The sequence below is a fragment of the Pseudorhodobacter sp. MZDSW-24AT genome (assembly GCF_002794355.1).
GTDB lineage: Bacteria > Pseudomonadota > Alphaproteobacteria > Rhodobacterales > Rhodobacteraceae > Pseudotabrizicola.
In genome coordinates this window covers 409,299-424,568 of record NZ_PGOI01000007.1, presented here as the reverse complement: position 1 = coordinate 424,568, position 15,270 = coordinate 409,299, and the positions used below count along the sequence as shown (strand labels likewise).

Sequence of the window (15,270 nt, the reverse complement as noted above, 5' to 3'; positions counted from 1 at the left end):
TGGCCCTGCGACAGGCGGGGCCACCCATCTGAATGAAGGAAGACAGAATGGACTTGGGCCTGAAAGACAAGATCGTGGTGGTGACCGGGGGCGGCTCGGGCATTGGTGCCGCGATCACGATGGCGCTGGCCGCAGAGGGGGCCATCCCGGTGATCTACGCCCGTCGCGCGCCCGATGACGCCTTTCTGGCCAGCTTGGCCGAAAAGGCGCCGCGCGCAGGCTGGATCAAGGCCGATCTGTCGCAGGATGAAGACTGCCGCCGCGCGGTGGCAGAAACGCGCGCGCGCTGGGGGCAGGTTTACGGTCTGGTCAACAATGCAGGCGCCAATGATGGCGTCGGCCTAGATGCCGGGCCCGAGGCGTTTCGCGCCTCGCTGAACCAGAACCTGATCCATTATTACACGCTGGTGCATCTGCTGATGGCCGATCTGAAGGCGGCCAAGGGCGCGGTGGTGAACATCAGCTCCAAGACGGCTGTGACCGGACAAGGGGGCACTTCGGCCTATGTGGCGGCCAAGGCCGCGCAACTGGGGCTGACGCGGGAATGGGCGGCGGCGCTGGCGGGGGATGGCGTGCGCGTCAATGCCGTGATCCCGGCCGAGGTGATGACGCCGCTCTATCGCCGCTGGCTGGACGGGATGGATGACCCCGATGCCAAGCTGGCCGAGATCACCGCGCGCATCCCCCTTGGGGGCCGGATGACGCTGGACACCGAAATGGCCGCCACCGTGGTGTTTGCCCTCTCGCCACAGGCGGGGCATACCACCGGGCAATGGCTGTTTGTCGATGGCGGCTACACCCATCTTGACCGCGCGCTGTCCACCCTTGCTCCAACGACCTGAGGCCCCTATGCCCATCAGCATCCGCTTGAATCCCGATGACAATGTCGACATCGCCCTGACCGATCTTCTGCCGGGGGCAGAGTCGCTGGGCGTGACGATCACCACCGCCATCGCGCGCGGCCACAAGATTGCCAATCGCGCCATCGCGCCGGGCGAGAATATCCGCCGCTATGGCCAGATCATCGGGGCCGCGACGCAAGAGATTCCGGCAGGCGCGCATGTGCATGTGCACAACATCGCCATGTCGGACCACGCGCAGGATTACGCCTTTGCCGCCGAGGCGCGGCCCTTGGCCCCGGCCCCGCAGCAGCGGACCTTCATGGGCTTTCGCCGCCCCGATGGCAAGGCGGGCACGCGCAATTATCTGGGCGTGCTGACAAGCGTGAACTGCTCGGGCTCGGTCGCCCGTTTTATCGCGGAAGAGGCTGAGAAATCCGATTGGTTCAAGGCGCTTGGCAATGTCGATGGCATCGTGCCCATCGCCCATGCCTCCGGCTGCGGGATGTCGGGGTCGGATGAGGGCTATGCCACCCTGATGCGCACGCTTCAGGGCTATGCGCAGAACCCCAACTTTGGCGGCATCCTTCTGGTGGGGCTGGGCTGCGAAGTGTTGCAGATCCCCGATCTCGTGGGGCGCGGCCGGATGCGCGCCGACAACAACTTTCGCCACATGACCATCCAACAGGTCGGCGGCACCCGCAAAACCGTGGAACGCGGAGTCGAGGCCCTGCGCGAGATGGCGAAAATCGCCAACGCCTATGCGCGCGAGCCGATCCCGGTGTCGGAACTGGTGATCGGCATGCAATGCGGCGGGTCCGATGGCTATTCCGGCATCACCGCGAACCCCGCGCTGGGCGTGGCCTCTGACCTTCTGGTGCAGCATGGCGGCACCACGATTCTGTCAGAAACCTCGGAAATCTACGGGGCCGAACATCTGCTGACCCGCCGCGCGGTCAGCGTGGAGGTGGGCGAAAAGCTGATCGAGCGCATCCGCTGGTGGGAGGATTACACCGCCCGCAACAAGGGCGAGATGAACAACAACCCCAGCCCCGGCAACAAGCGCGGCGGGCTGACCACCATTTTGGAAAAATCGCTGGGCGCGGTGGCCAAGGGCGGCACCGCCCCGATGGAGGACGTTTACCTCTTTGCCGAACCCATCACCAAGAAGGGTTTCGTCTTCATGGACAGCCCCGGCTATGATCCCTGTTCCGTCACCGGGCAAATCGCCTCGGGCGCCAATCTGATCGTCTTCACCACCGGGCGCGGATCGGTTTCCGGCTATAAACCCGTGCCTTGCATCAAGGTCGCCACCAATTCCGAGATGTTCCGGCATATGGAAGAGGACATGGACCTGAACACCGGCGACATCATCGACGGCGGGGTGTCCTTGGCCGACAAAGGCGCCGAGATGTTCGAGCTGTTCATCAAGGTCGCCAGCGGCGAGGTGACGAAATCCGAAGCCTTGGGCTTTGGCGGCGCGGAATTCGTGCCTTGGCAGATCGGCGCGGTGATGTAACACCTGAACACGCGCGGACTGCGCCCGAAGGGCGGCACGGCAATGAGTGAGAGCAGACAGGACAACCGCATGGGACGGCTGAACGGAAAGACCGCGTTGATCACCGCAGCAGGGCAGGGCATCGGCCGGGCCTCGGCACTGGCGATGGCGCGTGAAGGCGCGCGGGTGATTGCCACCGATATCAACGAAACCACCTTGGCCGATCTGGCGGGGCAGGGGATTGAAACGCGGGTGCTGAATGTGCGCGACCCTGCCGCCATCACGGCGCTGGCAGCCGATCTGGGGCGGGTGGATGTGCTGTTCAACTGCGCGGGATTCGTGGCCAATGGCAGCATTCTGGACTGCGACGAAGAGCAATGGGCCTTCAGCTTTGATCTGAACGTCACCGCCATGTATCGCATGTGCCGCGCCTTTCTGCCCGCCATGATCGACGGCGGCGGCGGGTCCATCATCAACATGGCCTCGGTGGCCTCCACCATCATCGCGGCGCCCAACCGCTTTGCCTATGGCGCCACCAAGGCGGCGGTGATCGGCATGTCCAAGGCGATTGCCGCCGATTTCATCACCAAGGGCATCCGCTGCAACGCCGTCTGCCCCGGCACCGTCGACACGCCCTCGCTGCAAGACCGTATGGCCGCCACCGGCGATTACGAAGCCGGGCGCAAGACGTTTCTGGCCCGGCAACCCTCTGGCAAGCTCGCACAGGCCGAAGATATCGCGGCGCTTGTTGTTTTCCTCGCCTCGGACGAAGCGGCCTTCGTCACCGGCACAGCCCATGTCATCGACGGCGGCTGGTCGAATACCTGAAAGGATCTGACATATGAAATTGCTTCGTCATGGCGCCCCCGGTGCCGAACGCCCCGGACTGCTGCATTCGGATGGCAGCATCCGCGATCTGACCGGCATCGTGCCCGATATCGCCGGGGCGGTGCTGTCGGATGTGGGCCTGTCAGCGCTGCGTGGCATCGATGCGGCCAAGCTGCCGGTGGTGGATGCGGGCAGCCGCCTTGGCCCTTGTGTCGCGGGCACCGGCAAGTTCATCTGCATCGGCCTGAACTACGCCGATCACGCCGCCGAATCCGGGTTGGCCGTGCCGCCCGAACCGGTGATCTTCATGAAGGCCACCAGCGCCATCTGTGGCCCGAACGATCCCATCATCATCCCCCGCACCTCCGAGAAAACCGACTGGGAGGTGGAACTGGCGGTCATCATCGGCACCAAGGCGAAATACGTCTCCGAGGCGGATGCGCTGACCCATGTCGCGGGCTATGCCATCACCAATGACGTGAGCGAGCGGGCCTTTCAGACCGAACGCGCGGGTCAGTGGACCAAGGGCAAAAGCTGCGACAACTACGGCCAGATCGGCCCATGGCTGGTGACCCGGGACGAGGTGGAAGATCCGCAGAACCTGTCGATGTGGCTGAAGGTGAACGGCCAGACCATGCAGGACGGCTCGACCAAGACCATGGTCTACGGCGTGGCCCATGTGATCAGCTATCTATCGCAATTCATGACGCTGCATCCCGGCGACGTGATTTCCACCGGCACCCCGCCCGGCGTGGGCATGGGGCAAAAGCCGCCGCGTTACCTCAAGGCGGGGGATGTGGTGGAGCTGGGAATCCAAGGCCTTGGCAGCCAGCGCCAAGACGTGATTGCCGACATCTGAGGCGGGCGCAGCACCGCTGGGACCCAAGGGCCAACCGCCTTTGGGTCTTTTCCATGCGCGGGCGGTCTTGTGCGGCGCGCGCTTCATGTTAACGATAGCATTTCCGCCCGGATCGCTTTATCCGAGGCGCGGCGTGAGAGGCGGGGGCGAAACTTTCCTGTGGGCAAGCCCCCTTACCCCTGCCGCCGTGCTGGACTATTCTGTGATCCCGAACTGCAAAGGACTTTACGCGATGACCGCAACACACACCGGCCTGATCGGCCTTGGCACGATGGGTGCCGCATTGGCGCTGAACATTGCCGAAAAAGGCTTCCCGATCGCGGTGTGGAACCGGACGGCTTCCGTCACGCAGAAGTTTCATGCCGATGCGGGCGATCTTGCCGCCAACATCACGCCCACCGACACGCTGGAGGCGCTCGTGCAGGCCATCACGCCGCCGCGCGCCATCATCCTGATGGTGCCCGCCGGGCAGGCGGTGGATGACCAACTGGCAGCACTTGCGCCCCTGCTCGGGGCCGATGATCTGGTGATCGACGCGGGCAACGCCAATTTCCGCGACACCAACCGCCGCGATGGGGCCGATCTGCCCTTCCGCTTTATGGGTATCGGCGTCTCGGGCGGCGAAGAGGGGGCACGCCACGGCCCCGCGATCATGGCCGGGGGGCCGGATGCCGCTTGGGCGCAGATGAAACCCTTGCTGCAAGCCATCGCGGCGCGGGCCGAGGATGGCACGCCTTGCGCCGATCACATGGGGCCTTCGGGCGCCGGGCATTTCGTCAAGGCGGTCCACAACGGCATCGAATATGCCGATATGCAGATGATTTCCGAAGTCTACGGCGTGATGCGCGATGGCATGGCGCTGTCTGCCGATCAGATCGCCCCGGTGTTTGACCAGTGGAATGCGGGCGTGCTGCACTCTTACCTGATCGAGATTTCGGCGCAGGTCGCCGCCGCCGCCGACCCGATCGCAGGCGGGCCGATCCTTGACATGATCGTGGATGCCGCCGGCCAGAAAGGCACCGGTCGCTGGACGGCGGTCGAGGCGCAGCATCTGGCCGCACCCGTTCCGGTGATCGAGGCCGCCGTGATGGCGCGCAACGTCTCGGCCCGCCGGGACGAGCGCGCAGCCGGGCAGGCGCGTTTTGGCGCGGCGCAGGCCAAGATCGCCCTGCCGATCGAGGATCTGGAACAGGCGATGATCGCGGGCAAGATCCTGTGCTATGCCCAAGGCTTTGCGATGATGACGGCAGCGGCCAAGGAATTCGGCTGGGCGCTGGACATGCCCGCCATCGCGCGGGTCTGGCGCGCGGGCTGCATCATCCGGTCTTCCATGCTCAATGACATGGCAGAGGCGCTGGCCGAAGATCCGGCCCGCAACCTGATCCTTGCGCCCTTCTTTGCCGATCTGCTGGATCAGGGCCTGCCTGCGCTGCGCCGCGTGGTCGCCGAAGGCGCGCTGCAAGGCCTGCCCTTGCCCGCGCTGTCAGCGGGGCTTGCTTGGTTCGATCTGATGCGTCAGGCGCGCGGCACCGCCAACATGATCCAAGGCCAGCGCGATTTCTTTGGCGCCCATGGCTTTGACCGGTTGGATGGCAAGGACTCCCACCACGGCCCTTGGGGCAATCCGGCCTGACCCCAGCCCTTTTGCAAGGAGATGCCCATGAAACCCGACCTGCTGGTGATCGCCCCGCCGCTGCAACCGTCGCTCGACGCTCTTGCCGCGCGCTATACCCTGCACCGCCATGATCTTGCCGATGCTGCAGGCAAGGCGGCCTTGCTCGCCGAGGTGGGGCCACGGGTGCGGGGCATCATCACCAACGGGCACGAGCCCTTGACGGCGCCGATGCTGGCCGCGCTGCCCGCGCTGGAAATCGTGTCCTGTGGCTCGGCGGGCTATGACACCATCGATGTGCCCGCGCTGACCGCGCGGGGCATCCCGCTCACCAACACCTCTGATGCGCTGGCCGATGATGTGGCCGACACCGCCCTGATGCTGACGCTTGCGGCGCGGCGCGGGATGGTGCCGGGCCATGCCTATGTCGCCTCGGGCGATTGGGGGCGGCAGGGGATGTTCCCGCTGCAATCCTCGGTGCGGGGCAAGAAGATGGGCATCGTGGGCATGGGCAAGATCGGGCAGGCGATCATCCCGCGCGCCGAAGCCTCGGGGATGCAGGTCGCCTATTTCAGCCGCAGCGAAAAGCCGGGGGTGGGCCGCCCGTTCCAACCCGATCTGTTGGCGCTGGCCGCTTGGGCCGATATCCTTGTGGTGATCGTCTCGGGCGGCAAGGGCACGATGAACCTGATCAACGCCGATGTGCTGCGCGCCCTTGGCCCGCAAGGGACGCTGGTCAACGTCAGCCGGGGGTCGGTGGTGGATGAAACCGCGCTGATCGCCGCCTTGCAGGATGGCACGCTGGGCCATGCCGCGCTGGATGTGTTCTGGAACGAACCCAACCCCGATCCGGTGCTGACCGCGCTGCCCAATGTCACGCTTTACCCGCACCACGCCAGCGGCACCCGGGAATCGCGCACCGCAATGTCAGAGCTGGCGGTTGCCAATCTGGACGCGCATTTCAGCGGCCAGCCGCTGCTGTCGCGCGTCAACTAAGCGGAAGCTGCCCAAGGATTTGGGTGATGAGCCGTTGCAGGGCAGGCGTCCGCGCCTGACCCTTGCGCGTGAGCAGCCCATATTCCCCCACATCCACCTGCAAGGGCGCCTCCAGCATCACATAGCCGCCCTCCGGCCCGGCAAACACATCCGTCACCGCGCGGGCCAGCGGCGCAATCGCATTGGTCTGCCGCACCACCGTCAGCGTCAGCAGGAAAGAGCCGGTGGTCAGCGTCTGCCGGGGCGGCGGCATCCCGTGTTCGCGAAACGCCATGTTCACCGCATGGCCCAAGGGAGAGCTTTCCGACGGCATCACCCAATCGAACCGCACCAGATCGGCCAGCGAGATATCGCCGCGCCCGGCCAGAGGGTGGCCCTGACGCACCAGAAGCTCCACCGGCTCGGTGTCCAGCGGCAGCACCTCGAATTCATCGCGGTCGCGTGGCTCGGTCGGGCGGCCCAGCACCACATCCAGCCGCCCCGCCCGCAGCTCTTGGCACAGCTGCGCCGATTGCGCGACCGACACATCGGCGGTGATGTTGGGATGCGTCAGCCGCAGCGTGCGCAGCGCGGGCAGCATCAGCCCCAGCGCAGGCGCGGTGACTGCGCCGATCCGCAGATGCCCCGCCGCCCCCGAGGCAAGCCCCGTCACCTCGACCGTGGCCTCTTGCAACTCGGTCAGGATGCGCCGCGCCCGCCGCGCCAAGGCCTCTCCCACCACCGTCAGCGCGATCCCCCGGCCCGAGCGTTCATGCACCGGCTGGCCCAGAATCTCTTCGATCTCCACGATCAGGCGCGAGGCCGTGGGCTGTGACACCCCGACCAGATCCGCCGCAGCGGTGATCCGCCGCGTTTCTGCCAGATGCGCCAGCAGCCGCAGATGCGTCATCTTCAGGTGATGCAAGGGCAGGGTCATCCGTCAAATCCATATCAAAATTGCAGTATATGTTTCACGCAATCTCATTTGACGCGGATGTGTTGCGGCGTCAATCTGCCGCCTGATCGCGGTTCCAATGCGCAAAGCGCCTTGGGAACGGACAAACCGCCGCGACATTGCCGTGTTTCGCGGCACATGGGAGGAGAACCAGATGCACTTCACAAAACGCGCCATTTTGAAATTGGCGGTCGCCGCCACGTTCCTCGGCGCCCCCGCTGCCTTTGCACAGGATAAAGGCACCGTCGGCATTTCGATGCCCACCAAATCTTCGGCCCGCTGGATTTCCGACGGCGAGTCGATGGTGAAACAATTCACCGAAGCCGGCTATGCCACCGATCTGCAATATGCCGAAGACGACATTCCGAACCAGTTGAACCAGATCGAGAACATGATCACCAAGGGGGTGAATGTTCTGGTGATCGCCGCCATCGACGGCACCACCCTGTCGAACGCGCTGGAAAACGCCGCTGCCAGCGGCATCAAGGTCATCGCCTATGACCGCCTGATCCGCGAAAGCGGCGATGTCAGCTATTACGCCACCTTCGACAACTTCAAGGTGGGCGTGCAGCAGGCGGAATCGCTGGTCAAAGGCCTGAAAGAGCGGTTCCCCGATGTGAAACCGCACAATGTGGAACTGTTTGGCGGCTCGCCCGACGACAACAACGCCTTCTTCTTCTACAATGGCGCGATGTCGGTCCTGCAACCGCTGATCGACTCGGGCGATATTGCCATTCCGTCCGGCCAGATGGGCATGGATGTGGTCGGCACCCTGCGTTGGGATGGCGCCGTGGCGCAGGCCCGCATGGACAACCTGCTGTCGGCCAACTACGGCGACAAGGTGCTGCACGGCGCGCTGTCGCCCTATGACGGCCTGTCGATCGGCATCCTGTCCTCGCTGAAAGGCGTCGGCTACGGTTCCGGCGATCTGGCCATGCCGATCGTCACCGGTCAGGACGCCGAAATCCCGTCGGTGAAATCCATGATCGCGGGTGAACAGTATTCGACCGTGTTCAAAGACACCCGCGCGCTGGCTGGCGTTACCGTCAAGATGGTCGACGCGCTGCTGACCGGGTCCGAGCCGGAAATCAACGACACCGAAACCTATGACAACGGTGTGAAGGTGGTTCCGTCCTACCTGCTGGAGCCGGTGTCGGTTGATGCCTCGAACTACGAAGAAGTGCTTGTGGGCTCGGGCTACTACACCGCCGACCAGCTGAAGTAAGACCAAGCCTTCCGGGCCTGCCTGCCCTTGCTCCCGGCAGGCAGGCCCGTTCCTCGGGGAGGGGATCATGACAACGCTTCTGGAAATGCGCGGGATCAGCAAACTGTTCCCCGGCGTGCGCGCGCTCGATCAGGTGAACCTGACAGTCAAGGCAGGCGAGATTCACGCGATCTGCGGCGAGAATGGCGCCGGAAAATCCACGCTGATGAAAGTGCTGTCGGGCGTCTATCCCCATGGCAGCTATGAAGGCGAAATCATCTATGACGGCGCGCCGCTGGCGATGAAATCCATCACGGATTCCGAAGCGCGCGGCATCATCATCATCCATCAGGAACTGGCGCTGGTGCCGCTGCTGTCGATTGCCGAGAACCTGTTTCTGGGCAACGAGGTCGCCAAGGCGGGGGTCATCAACTGGCCGCTGGCTTTTCAGAAAACCACTGAACTGCTGAAAAAGGTTGGGCTGAACGAAGCCCCCACCAGCATCGTCGGCAAGCTGGGCGTCGGCAAGCAACAGCTGATCGAGATCGCCAAGGCGCTGGCCAAGGATGTGCGCCTGCTCATCTTGGACGAACCCACCGCCGCGCTTCAGGAAAACGACAGCCAAAAGCTCTTGGACCTGATGTTGGAGCTCAAGGCGCAAGGGGTCACGCAAATCATCATCAGCCACAAGCTGAACGAAATCGGCCGGGTCGCCGACCGCACCACCATCATCCGCGACGGCACCACGGTATCGACCCTGAACCGGGACGAAATCACCGAAGACCGCATCATCCGCGATATGGTGGGCCGCGACATGGCACACCGCTACCCCGCCCGCACGCCAAACCCGGGCGAGATCTTGCTCGAGGTGAAAGACTGGAACGTCTATCACCCCGATCAGAAAGACCGCCAGATGATCCGCAACGCCGGATTCACCGTGCGCAAGGGCGAAATCGTCGGCATCGCAGGCCTGATGGGGGCAGGGCGCACCGAATTGGCCATGAGCCTCTTTGGCCACAGCTATGGCCGGGGCATCACCGGCAGTGTGAGCATGGGCGGCAAGCCGGTCGACACTTCCACCGTCACAAAGGCGGTGGACGCGGGCCTTGCCTATGTCACCGAAGACCGCAAGGCCCTTGGCCTTGTGCTGGACGAGCCGATCCTGCGCAACATCAGCCTTGCCAATCTGGCGGGCATTGCCCTGCGCGGCGTGCTCAACCCCCGGCGTGAGGCGCAGGTGGCCGAGGATTACCGCCGCGCCATGAACATCCGCACCCCCAATGTGCAGCAAAAGGTGGTCAACCTTTCGGGCGGCAACCAGCAAAAGGTGGTGCTGTCGAAATGGCTCTTCACCGATCCGCAGGTTCTGATTCTGGATGAACCCACGCGCGGCATCGACGTGGGCGCGAAATTTGAAATCTACAACATCATGAACCAACTGGCCGCCGATGGCCGGGGCATCCTGATGATCAGCTCGGAAATGCCCGAGCTTCTGGGCATGTGCGACCGCATCTATGTGATGAACGAAGGCCGCATCGTGGGGGAACTCTCCCGCGCCGAGGCCTCGCAGGAACGCATCATGGCCATGATCCTGAACTCTGCTGGGAAGGCGGCGTAATACAATGTCGGAAAAGTCTTACATGGGCAGCCATCTGCGCGAATATGGAATGATCATGGCGCTTGTCGCCATCGTCTTCTTCTTCACGGTGATCGTGCGCGCCTCGATCGACGTCGATTTCCTGTCGGCTCAGAACATCACCAACCTGTTCTTGCAGAACTCTTACGTCATCATCATGGCGCTGGGGATGCTTCTGGTGATCGTGGCGGGCCATATCGACCTGTCGGTCGGCTCGGTCGTGGGCTTTACCGGCGCGGTGGCGGCGGTGCTGACGGTCAACTTGGGCTGGCCGGTGCTGGCGGTGATCCCGGCCTGCCTGATCGTGGGGGGCCTGATCGGCGCGGCCCAAGGCTATTGGGTCGCCTATTGGAAAATCCCGTCCTTCATCGTGACGCTGGCGGGGATGCTCGTGTTCCGCGGCCTGACGCTGTGGCTGTTGAACGGGCAGAACATCGGGCCCTTCCCGCGCTCCTTCCAGTCGCTGTCGACCGGATTCCTGCCAGATCTGTTCGGCGATGCCGATCAGGCGCTTCTGGGGCTGGACCGCCTGAACGGCACCGCACTCCTGATCGTGGTGGCCGTGGCGCTTGTGGTCGTGCTTCTGGGCCTGCGCAAGCGCGGACAGGACGCCGCCTTTGGCATCAGCCCCGAACCTGCGGCGGTGTTCTGGATTCGCAATGCGATCGTCTGCGGCGCGCTGGTATTTGTCGGCTACAAGCTTGCCATCTTCCGGGGCCTGCCCAATGTGGTGATGGTGCTGGCGGTGCTGACGGTGATCTACGCCTTCTTCACCGAGAAAACCACCAGTGGCCGCCGCATCTATGCGCTGGGGGGCAACGAAAAGGCCGCCAAGCTCTCGGGCATCAAGACCGAACGGCTGGTCTTCTTCTGCTTTGTCAACATGGGCGTTCTGGCCGCATTGGCGGGCATGATCGTCGCCGCGCGCCTCAACTCCTCTACCCCCAAGGCCGGTGCCGGGTTCGAGCTTGACGTGATCGCCGCCGTCTTCATCGGGGGCGCCTCGATGGCCGGGGGCTCGGGCAAGATCATCGGCGTGGTCGTCGGCGCGCTGATCATGGGTGTGATGAACAACGGCATGTCGATCCTTGGCATCGGCATCGACTATCAACAGGTGATCAAGGGGCTGGTGCTGCTCGCCGCTGTCATCTTCGACGTTTACAACAAGAACAAATGAGGGTTCCGATGCTGTTGTCGCAGATCCAGACAGAAAACGGCATCGCCGTGGTGGCCCGCGAAGGGTCCGAGGCCGCCATCGTGCAAGGTGCCAGCAGCACCTATGCGCTGGCGCTCGAGGCCGCCAATTCCGGGCGCAGCTTGGCCAGCGTGATCGCAGCGCAAGGCCTTGGCCCGGCGGTCGATCTGTTGCGTGCCGCCGCCGAAGGCCGGATGCTGTCCCCCATCACCCATCCCGATCCGGCACACCTGCACCTCACAGGCACCGGCCTGACCCATCTGGGCAGCGCCGCCACCCGCGATGCGATGCACACCAAGGCCAGTGCCGAAGATGCCACCGACAGCATGAAGATGTTCCGCATGGGTCTGGAAGGCGGCAAGCCTGCCTCCGGTCCCGGCGTGCAGCCCGAATGGTTCTACAAAGGCAATGGCGTGCATCTGGTCGCCCCCGGCGCGCCGCTCACCTCGCCGGGCTTTGCGCTGGATGGCGGCGAAGAGCCGGAACTTGCAGGCATCTATGTGATCGCCGCCAACGGCACCCCCTGCCGCGTCGGCTGGGCACTGGCCAACGAGTTTTCCGATCATGTGACCGAGCGGATCAACTACCTGTATCTGGCCCATTCCAAACTGCGCCAAGCCGCCATCGGCCCGGAAATCCTTGTGGGCGAATTGCCCCAAGACGTGCGCGGCAGCAGCCGCATCCGCCGCGCAGGCACGGTGATCTGGGAAAAACCCTTCCTCTCGGGCGAGGCGAACATGTCGCACAGCTTTGCCAATCTGGAACACCATCACTTCAAATACGATCTGTTCCGCCAACCCGGCGATCTGCATGTGCATATGTTCGGCACCGCCACCTTGTCATTCGCCGATGGCATCCGCCCCGAACCCGGTGATATCTTTGAAATCGAAGTGGCGGCCTTCGGCCTGCCGCTGACCAATCCGCTTGCCGTGGCCGCTGATGCCGGGCTGCAAACCGTTCATACTCTGTGAGGATCTGATGACCTTCAAACCCGCCCAATGGCCCCGTCCCCTGCGCTCTCAGGAATGGTTCGGCGGCACCGGCCGCGACCAGATCTATCACCGGGGCTGGATGAAGAATCAGGGCCTGCCGCATGACCTGTTCGATGGCCGCCCGGTCATCGGCATCCTCAACACATGGTCAGAGCTGACGCCCTGCAACGCGCATCTGAACGACCTTGCGCAGCGGGTGAAACACGGGATCTATGAGGCTGGCGGCTTCCCGGTCGAAGTGCCCGTCTTCTCGGCTTCGGAATCCGCCTTCCGCCCCACCGCGATGATGTTCCGCAACCTTGCCGCCATGGCCGTGGAAGAGGCGATGCGCGGTCAGCCCATGGATGGCTGCGTGCTGCTGGTCGGCTGCGACAAGACCACGCCCTCGCTGCTGATGGCCGCCGCCTCCACCGACCTGCCCTCTATCGTCGTCACCGGCGGGCCGATGCTGAACGGCTACTATCGCAACGAACGCGTGGGCTCGGGCACGCATCTGTGGAAATTCTCCGAAGCCGTGAAGGCGGGCGAGATGACGCAGGAAGAATTCGCCGAAGCCGAGGCCGGGATGTCCCGCTCTCCGGGGTCGTGCAACACCATGGGCACCGCCAGCACCATGGCCTCCATGGCCGAGGCGCTTGGTATGGCGCTGTCGGGCAATGCCGCGATCCCGGCGGTCGACAGCCGCCGCCGCGTAATGGCGCAGCTGACCGGGCGGCGCATCGTGCAGATGGTCAAGGATGACCTGAAACCGTCCGACATCCTGAAGAAAGAAGCGTTTGAAAACGCCATTCGCACCAACGCCGCCATCGGGGGCTCCACCAATGCCGTGATCCATCTTCTGGCCATCGCAGGCCGCGTCGGCATCGACCTCACGCTGGATGACTGGGACCGCTGCGGCCGCGACGTGCCCACCATCGTGAACCTGATGCCGTCGGGCAAATACCTGATGGAAGAGTTCTTCTATGCAGGCGGCTTGCCCGTCGTGATCAAGCGCCTTGGCGAAGCGGGCCTGTTGCACAAGGACGCGCTCACCGTGTCCGGCGCCTCGATGTGGGATCAGGTCAAGGATGTGCGCAACCACAACGAAGACGTGATCCTGCCCACCGACAAGGCGCTGACGCAATCGGGCGGTGTGGTCGTGCTCAAGGGCAACCTTGCGCCCAAGGGCGCGGTGCTGAAACCCTCCGCCGCCAGCCCGCATCTGATGGTGCACCGCGGCCGCGCCGTGGTCTTCGAGGACATTGACGACTACAAGGCCAAGATCAACGATCCCGATCTCGATATCGACGAAACCTGCGTCATGGTGCTGAAACACTGCGGGCCAAAGGGCTATCCCGGCATGGCCGAGGTCGGCAACATGGGCCTGCCGCCCAAGGTGCTGAAAAAAGGCATCACCGATATGGTGCGCATCTCGGATGCCCGCATGTCCGGCACCGCCTATGGCACCGTTTGCCTGCACACCTCGCCCGAGGCGGCAGCAGGTGGCCCGCTCGCCGTGGTGCGCACGGGTGACTTCATCGAACTCGATGTGCCCAACCGCCGCCTGCACCTCGACATTCCCGAAGAAGAACTCGCCGCCCGTCTGGCCGCCTGGACCCCGACGCATCAGACCTATGAGTCTGGCTATGGCTGGCTGCACCAGCAGCATGTCGAAGGCGCCGACACCGGGGCCGATCTCGCCTTCCTCAAAGGCTGCCGCGGCGCCCCCGTGGGCCGGGATTCGCACTGATGGCAGGCCGTCAGACCCTCGCCCTCGTGGGCATCGGCAAGATCGCGGTGGACCAACACGTCCCCGCCCTTGCCGCCAGCCCCGATTGGCAGCTTGCCGCCACCGTGTCCCGCGCGGGCACGGTCGAGGGGGTGCAGGCCTTCACCAGTCTGGACACCATGCTGGCCGAACGCCCCGACATCACCACCGTCTCGCTCGCCATCCCCCCCGTGCCGCGCTTTGCCTATGCACAGGCGGCCCTGCGCGCCGGGCGTCACGTCATGCTGGAAAAGCCCCCCGGCGCCACGCTGGCGGAAATCCATGCGCTTCAGGCGCTCGCCGCCGAACAGGGCGTCACGCTCTACACCACCTGGCACAGCCGCATGGCCCATGCGGTCGCGCCTGCAAAGGCTTGGCTCGCGGATAAAACCATCACCCGCGCCCAGATCATCTGGCGCGAGGATGTGCGCAAATGGCACCCCGGTCAGGACTGGGTGTTCGAACCGGGTGGCATGGGCGTCTTCGATCCGGGCATCAACGCGCTGTCGATCCTGACGGAAATCCTGCCCGCCCCGGTGCATCTGCAATCGGCCGAGCTTGAGTTTCCCGCCAACCGCCACACCCCCATCGCGGCGCGTCTGCGCTTCTCGGGCCATGTCACCGCCGATTTCGACTGGCGGCAAACCGGCCCGCAAACCTGGGATATCGAGATCGACACCACCGCAGGCCCGATGGCCTTGCGCATGGGCGGCAATGTGCTCGAGATTGACGGCGCGCCCGCCCGCGGCGAAAACACCATCATGGATGAATACCCCGCTCTCTATGCCCGTATGGCCGAACTGGTCGCAGCGAGCCAGTCCGAAGTCGATCTCGCCCCCATGGTGCACGTCGCCGATGCGATGACCCTTGGCAAGCGCATCGTCACGGACGATTTCCACTTCTGACCCCGTTCATCTGTTCATAAATATC

At 64.2% G+C, this 15,270-nt stretch carries 13 protein-coding genes; 12 read left to right on the top strand and 1 reads right to left on the bottom strand.

Going from position 1 to position 15,270, the window contains the following annotated elements; genetic code table 11:
- The first annotated feature begins 47 nt into the window (after positions 1-47).
- The 6 genes from CUR21_RS08090 (at position 48) to CUR21_RS08065 (ending at position 6,632) form a co-directional block, all read left to right on the top strand.
- Positions 48-842, top strand: a complete 795-nt coding sequence (locus tag CUR21_RS08090) for an SDR family oxidoreductase (protein ID WP_100196493.1) — start codon at positions 48-50, stop codon at positions 840-842.
- A 7-nt stretch (positions 843-849) separates the two neighbouring features.
- Entirely contained in the window at positions 850-2,358 is a 1,509-nt protein-coding gene (locus tag CUR21_RS08085; protein WP_100196492.1) for a UxaA family hydrolase, read from the top strand.
- Positions 2,359-2,400: 42 nt separating this feature from the next.
- A complete protein-coding gene (locus tag CUR21_RS08080; RefSeq protein WP_232622721.1) occupies positions 2,401-3,165 on the top strand; it encodes an SDR family oxidoreductase in 765 nt (254 codons plus the stop codon).
- Between the two features lie 13 nt (positions 3,166-3,178).
- Complete coding sequence (locus CUR21_RS08075) at positions 3,179-4,024, top strand: fumarylacetoacetate hydrolase family protein (protein ID WP_100196490.1); 846 nt, start codon at positions 3,179-3,181, stop codon at positions 4,022-4,024.
- A gap of 232 nt (positions 4,025-4,256) precedes the next feature.
- Positions 4,257-5,657, top strand: a complete 1,401-nt coding sequence (gene gndA, locus CUR21_RS08070; RefSeq protein ID WP_100196489.1) for an NADP-dependent phosphogluconate dehydrogenase — start codon at positions 4,257-4,259, stop codon at positions 5,655-5,657.
- 27 nt (positions 5,658-5,684) lie between these two features.
- Positions 5,685-6,632, top strand: coding sequence for a 2-hydroxyacid dehydrogenase (locus tag CUR21_RS08065; protein ID WP_100196488.1), 948 nt, complete (start codon positions 5,685-5,687; stop codon positions 6,630-6,632).
- Here CUR21_RS08065 and CUR21_RS08060 read toward each other — a convergent pair.
- Positions 6,625-7,548: a LysR family transcriptional regulator gene (locus tag CUR21_RS08060; protein WP_100196487.1), complete on the bottom strand. Its 924-nt coding sequence runs from the start codon at positions 7,546-7,548 to the stop codon at positions 6,625-6,627. The genes CUR21_RS08065 and CUR21_RS08060 overlap by 8 nt on opposite strands.
- Before the next feature lie 172 nt (positions 7,549-7,720).
- Here CUR21_RS08060 and chvE point away from each other — a divergent pair, with 172 nt between their 5' ends.
- From chvE to CUR21_RS08030, 6 genes are all read left to right on the top strand, one after another.
- Complete coding sequence (chvE, locus tag CUR21_RS08055; RefSeq protein ID WP_100196802.1) at positions 7,721-8,791, top strand: multiple monosaccharide ABC transporter substrate-binding protein; 1,071 nt, start codon at positions 7,721-7,723, stop codon at positions 8,789-8,791.
- A 67-nt stretch (positions 8,792-8,858) separates the two neighbouring features.
- Positions 8,859-10,388, top strand: a complete 1,530-nt coding sequence (gene mmsA, locus CUR21_RS08050) for a multiple monosaccharide ABC transporter ATP-binding protein (protein WP_100196486.1) — start codon at positions 8,859-8,861, stop codon at positions 10,386-10,388.
- Between the two features lie 4 nt (positions 10,389-10,392).
- On the top strand, positions 10,393-11,583 hold the full coding sequence (mmsB, locus tag CUR21_RS08045; RefSeq protein ID WP_100196485.1) for a multiple monosaccharide ABC transporter permease: 1,191 nt from the start codon (positions 10,393-10,395) through the stop codon (positions 11,581-11,583).
- Positions 11,584-11,591: 8 nt separating this feature from the next.
- A complete protein-coding gene (gene araD1 / locus CUR21_RS08040) occupies positions 11,592-12,572 on the top strand; it encodes an AraD1 family protein (protein WP_100196484.1) in 981 nt (326 codons plus the stop codon).
- Between the two features lie 7 nt (positions 12,573-12,579).
- Positions 12,580-14,322, top strand: a complete 1,743-nt coding sequence (gene araD, locus CUR21_RS08035) for an L-arabinonate dehydratase (protein WP_100196483.1) — start codon at positions 12,580-12,582, stop codon at positions 14,320-14,322.
- Positions 14,322-15,245, top strand: coding sequence for a Gfo/Idh/MocA family protein (locus tag CUR21_RS08030; protein WP_100196482.1), 924 nt, complete (start codon positions 14,322-14,324; stop codon positions 15,243-15,245). The genes araD and CUR21_RS08030 overlap by 1 nt, the downstream gene beginning before the upstream one ends.
- Positions 15,246-15,270 lie beyond the last annotated feature (25 nt).

Coding starts and splice junctions, on each gene's coding strand:
- CUR21_RS08090 (WP_100196493.1), top strand. CDS start 48: ATGGACTTGGGCCTGAAAGACAAGATCGTGGTGGTGACCGGGGGCGGC.
- CUR21_RS08085 (WP_100196492.1), top strand. CDS start 850: ATGCCCATCAGCATCCGCTTGAATCCCGATGACAATGTCGACATCGCC.
- CUR21_RS08080 (WP_232622721.1), top strand. CDS start 2,401: ATGAGTGAGAGCAGACAGGACAACCGCATGGGACGGCTGAACGGAAAG.
- CUR21_RS08075 (WP_100196490.1), top strand. CDS start 3,179: ATGAAATTGCTTCGTCATGGCGCCCCCGGTGCCGAACGCCCCGGACTG.
- gndA (WP_100196489.1), top strand. CDS start 4,257: ATGACCGCAACACACACCGGCCTGATCGGCCTTGGCACGATGGGTGCC.
- CUR21_RS08065 (WP_100196488.1), top strand. CDS start 5,685: ATGAAACCCGACCTGCTGGTGATCGCCCCGCCGCTGCAACCGTCGCTC.
- CUR21_RS08060 (WP_100196487.1), bottom strand. CDS start 7,548: ATGACCCTGCCCTTGCATCACCTGAAGATGACGCATCTGCGGCTGCTG.
- chvE (WP_100196802.1), top strand. CDS start 7,721: ATGCACTTCACAAAACGCGCCATTTTGAAATTGGCGGTCGCCGCCACG.
- mmsA (WP_100196486.1), top strand. CDS start 8,859: ATGACAACGCTTCTGGAAATGCGCGGGATCAGCAAACTGTTCCCCGGC.
- mmsB (WP_100196485.1), top strand. CDS start 10,393: ATGTCGGAAAAGTCTTACATGGGCAGCCATCTGCGCGAATATGGAATG.
- araD1 (WP_100196484.1), top strand. CDS start 11,592: ATGCTGTTGTCGCAGATCCAGACAGAAAACGGCATCGCCGTGGTGGCC.
- araD (WP_100196483.1), top strand. CDS start 12,580: ATGACCTTCAAACCCGCCCAATGGCCCCGTCCCCTGCGCTCTCAGGAA.
- CUR21_RS08030 (WP_100196482.1), top strand. CDS start 14,322: ATGGCAGGCCGTCAGACCCTCGCCCTCGTGGGCATCGGCAAGATCGCG.